The organism is Streptomyces sp. NBC_00075 (genome assembly GCF_045041225.1).
Classification (GTDB): Bacteria; Actinomycetota; Actinomycetes; order Streptomycetales; family Streptomycetaceae; genus Streptomyces; species Streptomyces adonidis.
Window position 1 is genome coordinate 2036140 of record NZ_CP108243.1, and the last position, 15802, is coordinate 2051941.

Annotated in this window: 13 protein-coding genes; 8 read left to right on the top strand and 5 right to left on the bottom strand. The window is 71.7% G+C overall.

All coding sequences use genetic code 11. The annotated features are described in order from the left end of the window. Positions 1-104: 104 nt before the first annotated feature. On the top strand, positions 105-2414 hold the full coding sequence (locus OG787_RS08755; protein ID WP_405534804.1) for a glycosyl hydrolase family 95 catalytic domain-containing protein: 2310 nt from the start codon (positions 105-107) through the stop codon (positions 2412-2414). On the opposite strand, the gene OG787_RS08760 is transcribed toward OG787_RS08755, so the two are convergent. Further along, positions 2401-3684 (bottom strand): SGNH/GDSL hydrolase family protein, encoded by a 1284-nt coding sequence (locus OG787_RS08760; protein WP_369030446.1) that lies wholly within the window; start codon positions 3682-3684, stop codon positions 2401-2403. The genes OG787_RS08755 and OG787_RS08760 overlap by 14 nt on opposite strands. Positions 3685-3813: 129 nt before the next feature. On the opposite strand from OG787_RS08760, the gene OG787_RS08765 reads away from it, so the two are divergent. Beyond that, a complete protein-coding gene (locus OG787_RS08765; protein WP_405534805.1) occupies positions 3814-4194 on the top strand; it encodes a PPOX class F420-dependent oxidoreductase in 381 nt (126 codons plus the stop codon). Between the two features lie 2 nt (positions 4195-4196). Here the strand turns inward: OG787_RS08765 and OG787_RS08770 are convergent, their stop codons facing one another. The 3 genes from OG787_RS08770 to rsgA form a co-directional block, all read right to left on the bottom strand. Further along, positions 4197-4721, bottom strand: a complete 525-nt coding sequence (locus OG787_RS08770; protein WP_405534806.1) for a methylated-DNA--[protein]-cysteine S-methyltransferase — start codon at positions 4719-4721, stop codon at positions 4197-4199. After that, positions 4718-6124: a DNA-3-methyladenine glycosylase 2 family protein gene (locus OG787_RS08775; RefSeq protein ID WP_405534808.1), complete on the bottom strand. Its 1407-nt coding sequence runs from the start codon at positions 6122-6124 to the stop codon at positions 4718-4720. Before OG787_RS08775 ends, OG787_RS08770 begins: the two co-directional genes overlap by 4 nt. 275 nt (positions 6125-6399) lie before the next feature. Continuing rightward, positions 6400-7488 carry a ribosome small subunit-dependent GTPase A gene (rsgA, locus tag OG787_RS08780; RefSeq protein ID WP_405534809.1) on the bottom strand — a complete coding sequence of 363 codons (1089 nt, stop codon included), beginning with the start codon at positions 7486-7488 and terminating at the stop codon, positions 6400-6402. 99 nt (positions 7489-7587) lie between these two features. On the opposite strand from rsgA, the gene OG787_RS08785 reads away from it, so the two are divergent. The 3 genes from OG787_RS08785 to OG787_RS08795 all read left to right on the top strand — a co-directional run bounded on the left by OG787_RS08785 (position 7588) and on the right by OG787_RS08795 (position 10946). Next, on the top strand, positions 7588-8277 hold the full coding sequence (locus tag OG787_RS08785; protein ID WP_369030451.1) for a hypothetical protein: 690 nt from the start codon (positions 7588-7590) through the stop codon (positions 8275-8277). 99 nt (positions 8278-8376) lie between these two features. Continuing rightward, positions 8377-9534 (top strand): Glu/Leu/Phe/Val dehydrogenase, encoded by a 1158-nt coding sequence (locus tag OG787_RS08790; RefSeq protein ID WP_405534810.1) that lies wholly within the window; start codon positions 8377-8379, stop codon positions 9532-9534. A gap of 5 nt (positions 9535-9539) precedes the next feature. Continuing rightward, positions 9540-10946 carry a 2-oxoadipate dioxygenase/decarboxylase family protein gene (locus tag OG787_RS08795; protein WP_405534811.1) on the top strand — a complete coding sequence of 469 codons (1407 nt, stop codon included), beginning with the start codon at positions 9540-9542 and terminating at the stop codon, positions 10944-10946. Between the two features lie 239 nt (positions 10947-11185). Here the strand turns inward: OG787_RS08795 and OG787_RS08800 are convergent, their stop codons facing one another. Continuing rightward, a complete protein-coding gene (locus OG787_RS08800) occupies positions 11186-12133 on the bottom strand; it encodes a LysR family transcriptional regulator (protein ID WP_405534812.1) in 948 nt (315 codons plus the stop codon). A 552-nt stretch (positions 12134-12685) separates the two neighbouring features. On the opposite strand from OG787_RS08800, the gene OG787_RS08805 reads away from it, so the two are divergent. The 3 genes from OG787_RS08805 to OG787_RS08815 are packed head-to-tail and all read left to right on the top strand — an operon-like array spanning position 12686 to position 15651. Then, positions 12686-12901 (top strand): hypothetical protein, encoded by a 216-nt coding sequence (locus tag OG787_RS08805; RefSeq protein ID WP_369030455.1) that lies wholly within the window; start codon positions 12686-12688, stop codon positions 12899-12901. Beyond that, positions 12898-14067 (top strand): NAD(P)/FAD-dependent oxidoreductase, encoded by a 1170-nt coding sequence (locus OG787_RS08810; RefSeq protein ID WP_369030456.1) that lies wholly within the window; start codon positions 12898-12900, stop codon positions 14065-14067. The genes OG787_RS08805 and OG787_RS08810 overlap by 4 nt, the downstream gene beginning before the upstream one ends. A 48-nt stretch (positions 14068-14115) precedes the next feature. After that, the gene (locus OG787_RS08815; protein WP_405534813.1) at positions 14116-15651 is read left to right on the top strand and encodes an aldehyde dehydrogenase family protein; all 1536 of its coding nucleotides are present in this window, start codon (positions 14116-14118) and stop codon (positions 15649-15651) included. Positions 15652-15802 lie beyond the last annotated feature (151 nt).

A 15802-nucleotide genomic window follows, 5' to 3' on the forward strand; every position in this document is an offset into this window, starting at 1 on the left:
TCGGATCTCTCTCACCTTATTGACGGCATCTCGCACCTTCTCTACGTTGCTTTCCGGGATAGCTCCGATGAATGAACGAATGATCCGAGCCGCCGGGAGGCAATGTGCCCAGCCCGTCCAGACGTACCGTCCTCGCCACCGGATCTGCTTTGGGCGGCGGGCTCCTCACCGGAGGACTGCCCACGCAAGCTCAGGCCTCCGTCGACCCCTGGCACACCGTCCTCGACGACGCCGACCTCGTCTGGCAGCGGATGCCGACCACCTGGTACGAGGGCCCGTATCTCGGCAACGGCTTCCTCGGCTCCGGCATCTACGCCGACCCCGACTCCCCCACCAAGGCCGTCCGTTTCAATGTCCAGCACTCCGAAGTGCAGGACCACAGGCCCGAGTTCGGCTCCCTCTTCGGACTCGCGCGGCTGCCCATCGGCTACTTCACGCTGGAGCCGGTGGGCACGATCACCGGTCTCGACTGGCGGCTCGGGCTGCGCGACGCCGAACTCACCGGCACGCTCACCACCGACCGGGGCACCCTCGCCCTGCGCGCCCTGGTGCACAACGACCGCTCGGTCCTCGCCGTCGAGGTCACTCCGAGCAAGGGCGAGCGCGGCTTCCGCTGGGTGTTCCACCCGGCCGACGCGATCAGCCCGCGCGCCGCCTCCAAACCGCTGCCGGACGGCTACCGGGGCAACGACCCCGCCCAGGTCGCCGAGTACGACGAGCACCACGGCGTCTCCGCCGCCGTACAGCCGCTGCTGGCGGGCGGCGAGCATGTGACGGCCTGGCGGGAGCGCGGCCGGGGCACGAGCCGGACGCTGTACGTCCATGTGACGCACTCGTACCCGAGGCGTACGGCACTAGGGCGAGCGCTCAAGGAGGTGCGCGGTGCCTCCCAACTCCCCTACTCCGCCCTCGCGTCGAGCCACCGGGCCTGGTGGAACGCGTACTACCGCAAGAGTTTCCTGTCCGTCCCCGACGCCAGGATCCAGCGCTTCTACTGGATCCAGCTCTACAAGACGGCGTCGGCCGCGCGCCGGGACGCGCCCGTGATGGCGACCTGCGGCCCCTGGCTGGAGCCCACGCCCTGGCCGAACACCTGGTGGAACCTGAACGTGCAGCTGGAGTACTGGCTGATCCACGGCTCCAACCATCTCGAACTCGACGCCGTGACAAGGGCGTTGAGCGAGTTCCGGGACAACCTGACCAAGGAGACGGCCCAGCCGTACCGCGCCGACTCGCTCGGCATCCCGCGCACCACCGACCCCCAGCTCGTGAACGGCGCGGTGAGCCCTCTGATGGGTTACGGCGTGGGCATCCCCGGCCAGGACCCGCCGACTCCCGAGGTGGGGAACCTGACCTGGGCACTCCACAACGTCTGGCTCAGCTACCGCCACACCATGGACGAGCGAATCCTCAGGGACGTCCTCTACCCGCTCCTCCGCAAGGCGATCAACTACTACCTGCACTTCCTGGAGCCTGGCCCCGACGGCAAGTTGCACCTACCGCCCACCTTCTCCCCGGAGTACGGCGGCAACTCCCGCGACTGCAACTACGACCTGATGCTGCTCACCTGGGGCTGTCGCACCCTCCTCGAATCCGCCGAACTGCTGGGCATCAACGATGAGTTGGCACCGCGCTGGCGCGAGGTGCTGGCCAGGCGGGTGGCGTATCCGACCGACGCGAACGGCTTCATGATCGGCGCGGACATCCCTTTCTCGAAGTCCCACCGCCACTACTCCCACCTGCTCGCGATCTACCCTCTCTACGAGCTGACCGGCCGCACACCGGACGAACGGGCCCTGATCGAGCGGTCGTTGGCCCACTGGGTGGGCTTTGAGGGCGCTCTCCAGGGCTACACGTTCACGGGCGCGGCCTCGATGTCCGCGCTCCTGGGCAAGGGCGAGGACGCGCTCGCCTACCTGGGTGAGCTGATGTCCCGCTTCATCCAGCCCAACACCATGTACAAGGAGTCGGGCCCGGTCATCGAGACGCCGCTCTCGGCCGCGCAGTCCCTGCACGACATGGTCTGCCAGTCCTGGGGCGGGATCATCCGCGTGTTCCCGGCGCTGCCGGCCGCGTGGGCGGACCTCACAGTGCACAACTTCCGTACGCAGGGGGCGTTTCTGCTGAGTGCGGTCCGCGAGGACGGTGTCACCCGCTGGGTACGTCTGGTCAGCGAGGCGGGCGCGCCCTGTGTCGTACGGCATGGCATCGCGGGCCGGATCGACGTACGGGACGAGCGTGGCCGCACCCTGCGCTACCGGGATCTCGGCGAGGGGACGATCCAACTCGCCCTGTGGAAGGGCGAGTCGGCGACCGTCACGGGCCGGGGCGACCGCCCTGACCTGACGATCGCCCCGGTCCGCCCGAATACCCAGGCCCCACGCTGGGGCCTGCCACCGCTCACAGCCGCATGAGGTCCGCGAGGTTGATCGCGTCGGCCATGGCGCGCATGCCGGCGTCGTTGAAGTGGAGGTGGTCGCCGGGGTCGTAGGCGGCGCGCATCCGCTGCGGGTACTCCGGGTCGCGGACGGCGGCGTCGAAGTCGACGACCGCGTCGAAGAGGCCGCTGGTGCGGATGAAGGTGTTCACGGTCCGGCGTACGGACTCGCGGTCCTCCTTCCACTGGGCGTGGCCCGCATACGGGGTGATGGTGGCACCGATGACACGGATGCCGTGGGCGTGGGCGCGGGCCACGAGGGTCCGGTAGGCCCGCTCGAAGGCGCGCGGATCGGTCTCGGCCGGGGTCCCGTTGATGTCGTTGATGCCCTCGAACACGATCACCGCACGGACCCCGGTCCGGGAGAGGACGTCGGCGCCGAAGCGGCTCAGGGCGCGCGGGCCGACGCCGTCGATGAGGAGGCGGTTGCCGGAGATACCCGCGTTGAGGACGCCGAGGCGGCGGTTCGGGGGCAGTGCGGCGAACCGGTCGGCGAGGCGGTCGGGCCAGCGGCGGTTGGTGTCGGAGGTGGTGCCGCCGCCGTCGGTGAGGGAGTCGCCGAGCGCGACCACGCTCCCGGCGGCGGGTGCGTCGAGGACGTCCACGCCGGTGACGTAGAACCAGGAGGTGGTCGTCCTGGTGTAGGCGTCACCGTTCTCCACGTCGGCCCAATCGCCGCTCGGGGCAAGGAAGTTGGTCTGCTTGGCCGCCCGGTGGTAGGTCGCCGGTCCGGAGTCGTCGGGTGTGTGGACGGTGACCAACAGATTGGCGCCGTACGGCACGACGAGGTCGACGGCGTCGGTGACGCGGTCCTGGCCCGCCGGGATGGTCACCGTGGGGGCGCCCGCGAAGGTGGCAGTACGCATCGAACCGGGTTCGGCGTCCGGGCTCCTGGGCTCGCCGGGTTCCTGGAGAGCGACGGTGACCGCGCCGAGACGGAGGGCCTCGGTGCCGAGGCGGTTGGTCAGGCGGACGCGGAGCGCGCTGCCGCCGACGCTGAGATGCAGGACGTTGCGGAAGGAGGCGCCGGGCCGGGCCGCGGCGGTCCCGGAGGCGGCGGCAGCCCAGGTGCCGGTCCAGAGCCGCGGAACGGGGGTTTCCGCAGCGGCAGATACAGGAGACAGGACCGAGGTCGGGGGCAGGAGGAATTCGGTGGCCCCCTCGTCGGCTGTCGCAGCGGGCGGGACGAGCGCCAGGGCGGTCACCAGGGCCGCGAGGATGTGCCGAACCATGATCGCGCGGGTCATGGGCGCATGGTTCCCCGAACGATCACCGGCGCCACCGCGACGTCACACCCATGGCGGCACGCACTTACGTTCGCACGTACACCCGTGTTTCCGCTGCGCCTGCCCGGCCCGCCGTGTTTGGCTGCCGACATGACCGAATTCAGCGCGGCCGAGCGCGCCTACCTCCGGACCCAGCGGCTGGGACGGCTGGCCACCGTCGACCCCCACGGGCAGCCCCAGGCGAACCCCGTCGGTTTCTTCCCGCAGGACGACGGGACGATCCTGATCGGCGGCCTCGCGATGGGCCGCACCAAGAAGTGGCGCAACCTGGAGAAGAACCCGAAGGTGGCACTGGTCGTAGACGACGTGGTGAGCGTCCGCCCCTGGAAGGTACGCGGCGTCGACATCCGCGGCGAGGCCGAACTCCTCACCGGCCCACACGAGTTGGGCCCGCACTTCAGCGAGGAGGTGATCCGCATCCACCCGAGGCGGATCCACAGCTGGGGCCTGGAGGAGCAGGGCGAGGGCTGACCCTACGGAGCGAGCGGGACGCCCTCCAGCCCGAGCAGCCGGCGCTTGCGGTCAAGACCGCCGGCGTACCCCGTGAGGGACCCGTCCGCGCCGATCACCCGGTGACAGGGCCGGACGACGAGCAGCGGATTGGCGCCGATCGCACCGCCGACGGCCCGTACGGCGGCCCGGGAGGCCCCGATCCGCGCGGCGATCCGCCCGTACGTGGTGGTCTCCCCGTACGGCACCGAGTCGAGGGCGTCCCAGACCCGCTGCCGGAATTCGGTCCCGCTGCTCCTCAACTCCAGCTGGAAATGGGTGAGTTCACCGGCGAAGTAGGCGGCGAGTTGTTCGCCCGCCGTACGGAAGGGCCCGGGGTCCTGCCGCCAGCCGTCCTGTACGGTCCGGCCGCCCTTCTGTCCGGGTACGGAGAGGGAGGTGAGGGCGCCCGACTCGTCGGCGGTGAGGAGGAGTTGGCCGAGGGGGCTGTCGAGGGTGGTCCAGTAGGAGGTGGTGGCGGAGCCAGTGGTGTGCGTATTCGTGTTCATGACGATGAGGACTCCCACTCGCCTGCGGCGATGAGGTGATGGAGGGCGTACGAGCGCCAGGGGCGCCAGGTGTCGGGGACATCCACGCCGGGTGGCGCGACGTCGGGGTCGCCGAGCGCGCGGGCCCGGACGACGGCGACGGTACGGGGGTCGAGTCCCGGCAGGGCGAGCAGGGCTCGGTGGGTCTCGTCGCGGTCGGCGCCGGGGTCGAGTCGGAGGGCGCCGTCGGCGAGGGCGGCGGTGAGGGCGCCGAGCGGACTGTCGTCCTCCCGGGTCACCTCCGCCAGTACCGTCGGCTCGGGAAAGAGATGAGTGAGGCTGCCGGAGGGGACGTCGAGCACTTCGCCGTACCGCGCCACGAGCCGCTCCGCCGCCGCCCTGCCGACCAGCGCCCGCACGGCCAGCTCCGCGGGATCGGCGGCACCGGGCGAACGCAGTCCGGGCCGGAGCGCGACGAGGTGGGCGAGGCGGGGGTCCGCGCCGAGGCGCTCGTCGACGGCGTACGGATCCGAGTCGAGGTCGAAGAGGCGTCGCAGCCGCTGTACGGCGGTCGTCAGGTCGCGCAGGTCGGTGAGGTGCAGCCGGGCGTCCAGCCAACGTCCCCGGGGCGCGCTCCCGCGCTCCTCGACGGCGACGATTCCGGTGCCGTACGGGAGGCGCAGCGTCCGGCGGTACGTGCGGCCGCCCGGGCTGCCGCTCACCTCCTCGATACCGGGGACGGCCTCGTGGGCGAGGAGGTCGAAGACGGCGGCGGAGTGGTAGGGGCCGCGGTGGGAGAGGCGGAGGGGGATGCCGGGTGGGGTGGATGCGGGCGCGGGGGTGGGGGTGAGGTTGGGGGTGGTACTGGGCGCTGTCGCGCGGAGGGTGCTCGGGGTGGCCGCGTACACCGTTCGGATCGTGTCGTTGAACTGGCGGACGCTGGCGAATCCGGCGGCGAAGGCGATCTCCGTGACCGGCAGGCCGGTGGTCTGGAGCAGGACGCGGGCGGTGTGGGCCCGCTGGGCGCGGGCGAGGGCGACGGGGCCCGCGCCCAGTTCTGCGGTGAGCTGGCGCTGGACCTGGCGTGCGCTGTATCCGAGCCGTACGGCGAGCCCGGCGACGCCCTCCCGGTCGACGACTCCGTCGCCGATCAGGCGCATCGCCCGGCCTACGACGTCCGCGCGTACGTTCCACTCGGCGGAGCCGGGGACCGCGTCCGGGCGGCAGCGGCGGCAGGCTCGGAAGCCGGCGCCGTGTGCTGCTGCGGCGGTCGGGTAGAAGCGGACGTTGTGCCGCTTCGGGGTGACTGCGGGGCAGCTGGGGCGGCAGTAGATGCCGGTGGTCTCGACGGCGAAGAAGAACTCGCCGTCGAACCGGGCGTCCCTGCTGCGCACAGCCGCGTACCTGGTGTCTTGGTCGGTCACGCTGTCCAGTTTGCGGCAGGTGGGGAGGGCGGGGCTGGCGGATATCGGACACGGGGTTTGTCTCGCCCCCGCCGCCCCTACCCGTTCCCATCCTCGGGGGCTCCGCCCCCGAACCCCCGCTCCTCAAACTCCCCCAGAGGGGGGACCCCCAAGGGGCTAGGTTTTTCAGCCCGTCCGGCGTTTGAGGACAAAGGGGGGTCTGGGGGCGCAGCCCCCAGGGATGGGACGGGTAGGGGCGGCGGGGGCGAAAATGGCTCTGCACGCCCCAGCGGCCGCTACCGCTGGCGCCCCCGCTTCGCCTCCATCGCCGCCCTCCCCTCCGCCCCCTTCTTCTTCCAGTCCTTGCGGATCTCCGCCCGCAACCGCGCATCCGTCTTCGCGACGATGTACTGGTTCTCCCGCAGCAGCTTGCGGTAGCTGTCCAGGCGCCGCTGACCCAGCGCGCCGGAGTCGACCGCGGCCAGCACCGCGCACCCGGGCTCCGCCGTGTGGGCGCAGTCCTGGAAGCGGCAGTCGACGGCCAGTTGCTCGATCTCGGCGAAGACCTGCCCGACACCGGTACCGGCGTCCCAGAGGCCGACGCCACGCAGCCCCGGTGTGTCGATGAGGACGCCCCCGCCGGGCAGGGCGAGCAGGTTGCGGGTGGTTGTCGTGTGCCGACCCTTGCCGTCGGCGTCACGGGTGGCCTGGACCTCCATGACGTCCACGCCGAGCAGCGCGTTCGCGAGCGTCGACTTGCCCGCCCCGGACTGCCCGAGGAGCACGGCCGTACCGTCGGAGACGACCGCCGCGAGGACGTCGATGCCGTCCCCGTTGGTGGAGCTGACGGTGAGCACCGGCACCCCGGGGGCGGTGGCCTCCACGTCCTGGACGAGGTAGGAGAGCGTCGTCGCGTCCGGTACCAGGTCGGCCTTGGTGAGCACCACGACCGGCTGCGCACCCGATTCCCAGGCCAGCGCGAGGAACCGTTCGACGCGGCCGAGGTCGAGTTCGACGGCCAGCGACACGGCGACGATGGCGTGGTCGACGTTGGCCGCGAGGATCTGACCCTCGGACCGCTTGGAGGAGGTGGACCGTACGAACGCACTCCGGCGCGGCAGATACGTACGGAGGTAACGCGGGTCGCCGGCCGGTTCGACCACGGCCCAGTCGCCCGTGCAGATGACCCGCATCGGATCGTTGGGCGTGACGAACGTGGTGTCGGCGCGCAGAACGCCATCGGCGGTGGCCACGTCGCACTGGCCCCGGTCGACGCGGATCACGCGGCCGACGAGCAGCCCTTCGGCGGCGTACGGGGCGGATTCGGCTGCCCATGCGTCGTCCCAGCCGTACGGGGCGAGCGCGTGTGAGGAAAGAGAAGTCAAGGGAGACCCTTCACAAGGGTGGCCCCGGCGCGCGCACTCGGGCGCGAAGGAACTGGAGGTCAGCCGGTGGCCACGGAGGTGGACTTGATGCACTTCTGAATGCGGGCAGCGCCCATCTCAAAGACAGCCATCGGGTCACACCTCCTGGTCCTGCTCAGCGTCCTGCTCAGCCGACGTCGGCAGCCGATCGGCCGCCGACGGAACAACAGAAACCCTAGCCCCGAGTCCTGGAGGGAAGCCAACTCTTTTTCTGCTTCTGCCTCAACGCCGTCGAGCCCCCACCGTCATCGTCACTGTCATTTCACCGAACACTTCGCCCCCGAGGTCGCCCAGGACATCCTCGCCGTACTCGTAGACGCCGGTTACCGCCCCACCCTCACCGGCGAAGAGGTCTGCTGCGGTCTGACCTGGATCTCCACCGGCCAGTTGGACGAGGCCGCCCGCGCGGGCGTACCCATCGTGGGTATCGAGCCGTCGCGCACCGCCGCGCTCCGGCACGACGCGGTCGAACTGCTCGGCACGGACGCCGCCCGCCGGGTGGCCGCGGCGACCCGCACCCTCGCCGAACTGCTCGCCTCGGACGGCGACTGGACCCCGCCCGACCTCACCGGCGTGGAGGTGGTCGCCCAGCCGCACTGCCACCAGCACGCCGTCGGTGGCTGGGACGCCGAGGCCCGGCTGCTCGCCGACGCGGGCGCGCGGGTGCGACGGGTCGGCGGCTGCCGCGTCGCGCCGCCCGTGGTGACCTGGGCGGTTCGGGACGCGACGGCGCGGCATAAGGATCGCTGATGGTCACCTGCGACAACCGTGTGCTGGATCCTCTGTCCCGGCCGGTACGGCACGGCAATCATGAAAGGCCTCGCCGAAACGCCTGAGGAGGGTGCAACCTTGCCGAACGACGCTTTCGACCTCATGGACGAATGGGGCCCGGAGAAGGTGGTCTGCGTCTCCGACCGCCGGACCGGGATGCGGGGAGTCCTGGTCCTCGACAACACCGCCCGTGGCATGGGCAAGGGCGGCACACGGATGAGCGCCGGCCTGAGCGTGCTGGAAGTCGCGCGGCTGGCCCGGGCCATGACCTGGAAGTGGGCCGCGGTCGACCTCTTCCACGGCGGAGCGAAGGCGGGCATCCTCGGCGACCCGAACTCCCCGGACAAGGAGCGCATCCTGCGTGCCTTCGCCCGCGCCCTGTCCAACGAGGTGCCCAGCGAGTACGTCTTCGGCCTCGACATGGGCCTCACCGAGACCGACGCGGCGATCTTCGTGGACGAGCTGGGCGACCGCGGCGCCGTCGTCGGTCTGCCGCGCGCGCTCGGTGGCCTGCCCTACGACGAGCTGGGTGTCACGGGCTACGGCGTCGCCGAGGCCGCCGACGCCGCCGCGCAGAGCATCGGGCTGCCCCTCGCCGGCGCGCGCGTCGCACTCCAGGGCTTCGGCGCCGTCGGTCTGGCCGCCGCGCACCGGCTGGCCGAGCTGGGGGCCGTCGTGGTCGCCGCGTCCACCGCCCGGGGTGCCGTGCTCGACCCCGAGGGCCTTGACATCCCCCGGCTGGCGGAGCTGCGTGCCGCCCACGGCGACGACTGCGTGCGGGAGTACGGCGGTACGGTCGACACCGACGCCGTCCTCACCGCCGACGCCGACATCCTCATCCCGGCCGCGCGCGAGGACGTCATCGACAAGGACCTGGCCGGCACGACCTCCGTACGCCTCGTCGTCGAGGGTGCCAACCTGCCCACCACCCCGGCCGCGCGCGATGTGCTGCACCAGCGCGGCATCGCCGTGGTGCCCGACTTCATCGCCAACGCGGGGGGCATCGTGGCCGCCGCGCACTCCATGGACGCCCGCTACTCGCCCTTCACCGTCGACCCCGACGACGTCTTCCCCATGGTCTCCGCCAAGATGCGCGCCAACACGGCCACCGTGCTGGCCGAGAGCGCCCGGCACGACGTACCGCCCCACCACGCAGCCCTGCTGCTCGCCCAGGAGCGGGTGCGCGAGGCGATGCGGTTGCGCGGTCAGTACAGCCCCGGAAGGCTCGGAAGGTGAGGTCCATGCGGTTCGTCGATTCCACCGAGCTGCGCGCCGGCTTCGCGGCGCGCCTGTCCACGCTCTACGGGACGGAGGTACCGGCGTACACCACGCTGGTCGATGTCTCGCACGAGGTGAACCAGCGGGTCATGCGCCGTGACCCCGAGGCCGCCCAGCGGCTGGGCACCATCGCGCGCGTCACCGCCGAACGGCACGGCGCCATCCGCGTCGGCAGCCCCGCCGAACTGGCCCAGGTGGCGCGGATCTTCGGCGCGCTCGGCATGTACCCCACCGGCTTCTACGACCTGCGCGACGCCCGCCCACGGCCGATCCCGGTGATCTCCACGGCCTTCCGCCCCACCGACCGGGCCGAGCTGGCCCGCAACCCGTTCCGCGTCTTCACCTCGATGCTGGTGCCCGAGGACGGACGGTTCTTCGACACCGACCTCGCGCAGAGGCTGCGTACGTTCGTCGGCGGCCGTCGCCTCTTCGGCGACGAACTCCTCACCCTCGCCGACCACGCCGAGGCCGAGGGCGGCCTGAAGGAGACCGACGCCGAGCGTTTCCTCACCCTCGCGACCGCCGCGTTCGCGCTGTCCCCGGAGCCGGTGGACCGGGCCTGGTACAGCGAACTGGAGCGTGTCTCCGACGTGGCCGCCGACATCGGCGGTGTCACGTCGACCCACATCAACCACCTCACCCCGCGCGTGCTGGACATCGACGACCTGTACGCCGACATGAGCAGCCGCGGTATCGCGATGATCGACCGCATCCAGGGCCCGCCGCGCTGGGAGGGCCCCGACGTGCTGTTGCGCCAGACGTCGTTCCGCGCCCTGTCGGAGCCGCGCCGCTTCCGCGAGCCGGACGGCAGCGTCCGCGACGGCGAACTGCGGGTGCGCTTCGGCGAGGTCGAGGCACGCGGTGTCGCGCTCACCCCGGCGGGCCGTGACCTGTACGACCGGCTGGTGGCCGCCGTGGACGAGCGGACCGCCGCCCGGCCGGACGACGACCGCCAGGACGTCGCCGCCGAGGTGTGGCGCGAGGGCATGCCGCGCACCGAGCGCGAACTCGCCGAGCGGGAGCTGGCGTTCTTCACGTACCGCGTCCGCGAGAACGGCCCGGCCGGCCCGCCACCGGCCACCGCGTCCGCCGCCGACCTGATCACGGGCGGCTGGGTGGAGCCGGAGCCCATCGTCTACGAGGACTTCCTGCCCCGCTCGGCCGCCGGCATCTTCGCCTCCAACCTCAGCGGCGCCGGCCACCTGGACACCGACGAGGGCGGCACCGATCGCGACCTGGCCTGGCTCTCCGGAGCCGTCGACCGCGAGATCCACGTACCCGAGGAGCTGTACCGGGCGGAGAGCGAGGCATCGCTGGCGGCAGCGCTCGCCGAACTCGGCACCACGCCCCGGCCCTCCTCGCCCGCGTAGGGAGTGCCCATGAGTGGGGTCCGATCAGTCCCCGGGCCCGGCACAGCCGACGTCCGCCACGCCCGCGCCGTCGAGCCGCGGTGCGGACGCGGCGGGAGTCCTTGCATGCACCGACATCCGGCGTGGCGGTGCTGCCCGGGGCGAGCCGGGGCTGCCCGGCGATTGGGGCTGCGGGGGCGACGGGACGTGGACGGACGGTACTTGCCCAGCGAGGGAGAGCTGGCCCGCAGGTCAGCAGGTCATGCTGTCGCCGACGTCGCCGTGATGCCGATGCCGTTGGCGGCGACCTCGCGGGCGGAGGTGTGCAGCGCCGTCAGCATGGTCCGCCACACTCCGTCGGTGGCGCCCGGTGAGCGCAGGGCCACCACCTGGCGGTAGGCGTCCGGGTGGGCGAGGGGGGTGCAGGTGACCCCGGGGGCGGGCGCGTAGCCCAGCGCCGGTACCACGGCCACGCCTAGACCGGCGGCCACCAGGCCCCGTAGCACTGCGTAGTTGTTGCTGCGGTACGCCACCAGGGGCTCGAAGCCCGCCGCCGCGCACAGCCTGCGCAGCATCGAGGCGGCCGATGTGCCGGGACGGGTGGTGATCCACGTTTCCTTGGCCAGCAGCTCGATCGACGGCCCGGCGCCGTCGCCGTCGGCGATCAGGGGGCGGTCGGCCGGGGTGAGCAGCAGCAGGTCCTCGGTGAGCAGCCGTTCGGCGCACAGGCCCTTCGGCCAGCGCCGGGGCACCAGTCCGTAGCGGTAGACCAGCACGACGTCCAGCTCGTGGCTCTCCATCATCGGCAGCAGCTCGGCGGGCTCCCCCTCGTCGAGCTGGACGTCGACCTGCGGGTGGTCGGCGGTGAACGCCGACAGCGCGCGCGGCAGCAGATGTTCGCTCGCGGTCGGGAAGCTGCCCAGCCGCAGCCGGCCCACCACGCCGTCGAGCAGCAGCGCGACATCGTCCTCCAGGGCCCGCAGGCTGCCGAGCGCCTCCAGGGAGCGCCGGGCGATGAACTCGGCCGTCGGCGTCGGCCGGACACCGTGCGCGCCCCGTTCGAAGAGAGGGGCGCGCACCTGTCGTTCGAGCGCGGACATCTGCTGGGAGACGGCCGAGCCGGTGTAGCCGAGTTGCCGGGCCGCGTCGGCGAAGGAGCCGGTTCGCAGGACCGCTTGCAGGGTATGGAGATGGATGGGATTGAGCATAAGGAACACTAACCTCCCGCTCTCACCGGACCTTCTCTTATACGCGCGTATATAGAGTGTGAATCCGGCACCCGTTATCCGTTCGACGCTTGGTTAACCGGTGTCTCACCTGCCGAAACACAGGCGGAACGGGGGCTCCGGGCGCGACTTGCAGAGCTTCTTCCCGCGCCCTGCAAGTAATTTCACCGCTCGGCCGCGCCCGTCGCGTCGAGCCCAAGCATCACTTATCGCAGCGTAATTCTTCCTGCGTCTTGAGCCACTTCCTCAAGAGTTAATCATTCGGGCAGTGTGACTCGCCAGAGATCAGTCGCGGTGATCGCGGCGGAACCGATGACGGGCAGGACACACGATGTCGCAGCGGCACCGACGCGACGGACGGCCGGACCACCCCTCGCCCGCCCACGCCAAGGTCCTGGAACACGACACCACCCGATGCCTCGGGCGCTCCCCCCGGGGCGACACCGGACAGGCCGACGCTCTTCTGTGGACCGCCGAACAGCCCGGCCACCCCTGCCCCCTGCCACCCCTGCCACCCCTGCCACCAGGCATGCGATGCTCAGACTCACCCCGGCCCCCGCACCGGCAGGCAACCGGGCCGCCGCCCCCGGTGGCCCTCCCGACCGGCGGCTCGACGTACTCGCCCCGCCGCTCAACCGCAGAACGGCGGCCCGACCGGCCGTCCGGCACACCCCGACGCCGGTGGGCGGCCCGGCAGCCGACCGGGCACCCACCGCACCAAGCCACCGCACGAACCGGAGGAACTCGTGACCACGACAGCACGCCATGTGCCGCCCGACGCGGCCGACGTCGTCATCATCGGCGGCGGCATCATGGGGCTCAGCGCCGCCTACCATCTCGCGGCGGCGGGCGTCGAACGGGTCGTACTCGTGGAGCGCGGCGCTCTCGGCGAGGGCTCGACCTGCAAGGCGGCCGGCGGGGTCAGGGCGCTGTTCTCCGACGAGATCAACATCAAGCTCGGCCTGCGCAGCCTGGAGACCTTCGAGCGCTTCGGCACCGAGTTCGGGCAGGAGATCGACCTCCACCAGGTCGGCTACCTCTTCCTCCTCGACGGCGAGGAGGACCTGGACACCTTCGCCAGGAACGCCGAGTTGCAGAACGCCCTCGGCGTGCCGAGCCGCGTCATCGACGTCGCCGAGGCCAAGCGGCTCTCCCCGCTCATCGACACCGAGGGCCTGGTGGGCGCGCTGTACTCGCCCCGTGACGGCCACTGCACCCCGGAGTCGGTGGTCCTCGGCTACGCCGGCGCCGCCCGCCGCGCCGGCGCCCGCCTCGTAACCGGGTGCGCGGCCACCGGGATCGACACAGAAGGCGGGGAGATCACCGCCGTACACACCGAGCACGGCACGATCCGCACCGCCACCGTCATCTGTACCGTCGGCGCCTGGGCCAAGGAGGTCGGCGCCTGGGCGGGGGTGACGCTGCCGGTGGAGCCGCTGCGCCGGCAGATCGTGATCACCGAACCGGTGCCGGGGCTGGCCCGCGACACCCCGTTCACCATCGACTTCTCCACCTCGTTCTACTTCCACAACGAGGGCAAGGGCCTACTCATGGGCATGCCCGACCCCGTCGACTCCTGGGGGTTCGACCAGACCCGCGATCCGGAGTGGCTCGCCGACCTCGCCGAGGTGCTGGAGCGGCGCGTCCCCGCCCTCGGTGACGTCGGCATCGCGAGCGGCTGGGCAGGTCTGTACGAGATGACGCCCGACCACAACGCGTTGATCGGGCGCTCGGCTCAGGTGCCCGGTTTCCTGTACGCGACGGGCTTCTCCGGGCACGGTTTCCTCATGGGCCCCGCGGTCGGCGAGGTGCTGCGCGACCTCTACATCGGCGCGACCCCCTTCGTGGACGTCAGTGCGCTGAGCGCGGACCGGTTCACGAACGCGGACATACGGCGCGAGCTCAACATCGTCTAGACGGTCCAGACCCTGTCCGGCACAACCCGCGAGGAAGCTGATCCACCCATGACCCGAACCCACATCCCCGGCCCCGGCCTCCTCGGCGCCCAGGCCCTGGAGGCCGCCCGCAGCTGCGGCGTCGACGTGGCCGCCGTCGCCGGCGACGCCCCGCACCGCTCGCCGGTGAACGGCGGTTCGCTGGGCGGTGTCGCGTGGAGCGAGCCCGTCGGCCTCGACGAGGTGGTGGCCCGGTCCCGGGAGGCGTTCCTGGCCTGGCGCAAGGTCCCCGCCCCGGCGCGCGGCGCCGTGGTCAAGCGCCTGGGTGAACTGCTCACCGCACACAAGGCCGACCTCGGCGAACTGATCAGCCTGGAGGCCGGGAAGATCACCTCCGAGGCGCTGGGCGAGGTGCAGGAGATGATCGACATCTGCGACTTCGCGGTCGGTCTCTCCCGCCAGCTCTACGGTCGTACGGCCGTCTCCGAGCGGCCCGGGCACCGGCTGATGGAGACCTGGCACCCGCTGGGCGTGGTGGGTGTCATCAGCGCCTTCAACTTCCCGGCCGCGGTGTGGGCGTGGAACACCGCGATCGCCCTGGTCTGCGGCGACACGGTGGTGTGGAAGCCGTCCGAGCAGACGCCGTTGACCGCGTGGGCGAGCGCCGCGCTGCTCGACCGGGCGCTGACGGAGGCGGGCGCGCCGCGCGAGGTCAGTCAGGTCGTGGTCGGTGGCCCGGCGGTGGGCGAGGCCCTGGTCGACCACCGGGACGTGGCGCTGGTCAGCGCCACCGGCTCGACCCGGATGGGCCGCGCCGTCGGCCCCCGGGTGGCGAACCGCTTCGGCCGCTCGCTGCTGGAACTGGGCGGCAACAACGCCGGCATCGTCGCGCCCTCGGCGGATCTGGACCTCGCCCTGCGCGGCATCGTGTTCAGCGCGGCGGGCACGGCCGGTCAGCGCTGCACCACGATGCGCCGCGTCATCGCCCACCGCAGCATCGCCGACGACCTCACCGAGCGCCTGGTCGAGGCGTACGCCCGACTGCCCATCGGCAATCCGATGGTCGCGGGGACCCTGGTGGGCCCGCTGGTGAACCGGATCTCGTACGAGGCGATGGCGGCGGCGGTCAAGCAGGCCACGGCCGAGGGCGGCACGGTCGTCGCGGGCGGCGGCCGCGAACTGGCGGACGAGGCCCCGGACGCGTACTACGTCCAGCCGGCCATCGTGCGCATGCCCGCCCAGACGGACGTCGTCCGCGCCGAAACGTTCGCCCCGCTCCTCTACGTGCTGACCTACGACGACCTCGACGAGGCCATCGCGCTCAACAACGACGTCCCGCAGGGTCTGTCCTCGTCCCTCTTCACCCGCGACCAGGCGGAGGCGGAGATCTTCGTCTCCGACGAGGGCTCGGACTGCGGCATCGTCAACGTCAACATCGGCACCTCGGGCGCCGAGATCGGCGGTGCGTTCGGCGGCGAGAAGGAGACGGGCGGCGGCCGCGAGTCCGGCTCCGACGCCTGGCGCGGCTACATGCGCCGCGCCACGAACACCGTCAACTACTCGGGCGAACTCCCGCTCGCCCAGGGGGTCGACTTCTCGATCTGACCGAACGTTCGCGAGGGGCCCGGCCGGTCGTCGGCCGGGCCCCTCGTTCTTCCCGTCACCGCGCTTTCGCTCCAAGCGCACACCCGCTCGGCACGCGACCCGATATCCGGCTGAACAACTGGGGCCCCACCAGCCGTAACTGATCAGTGCG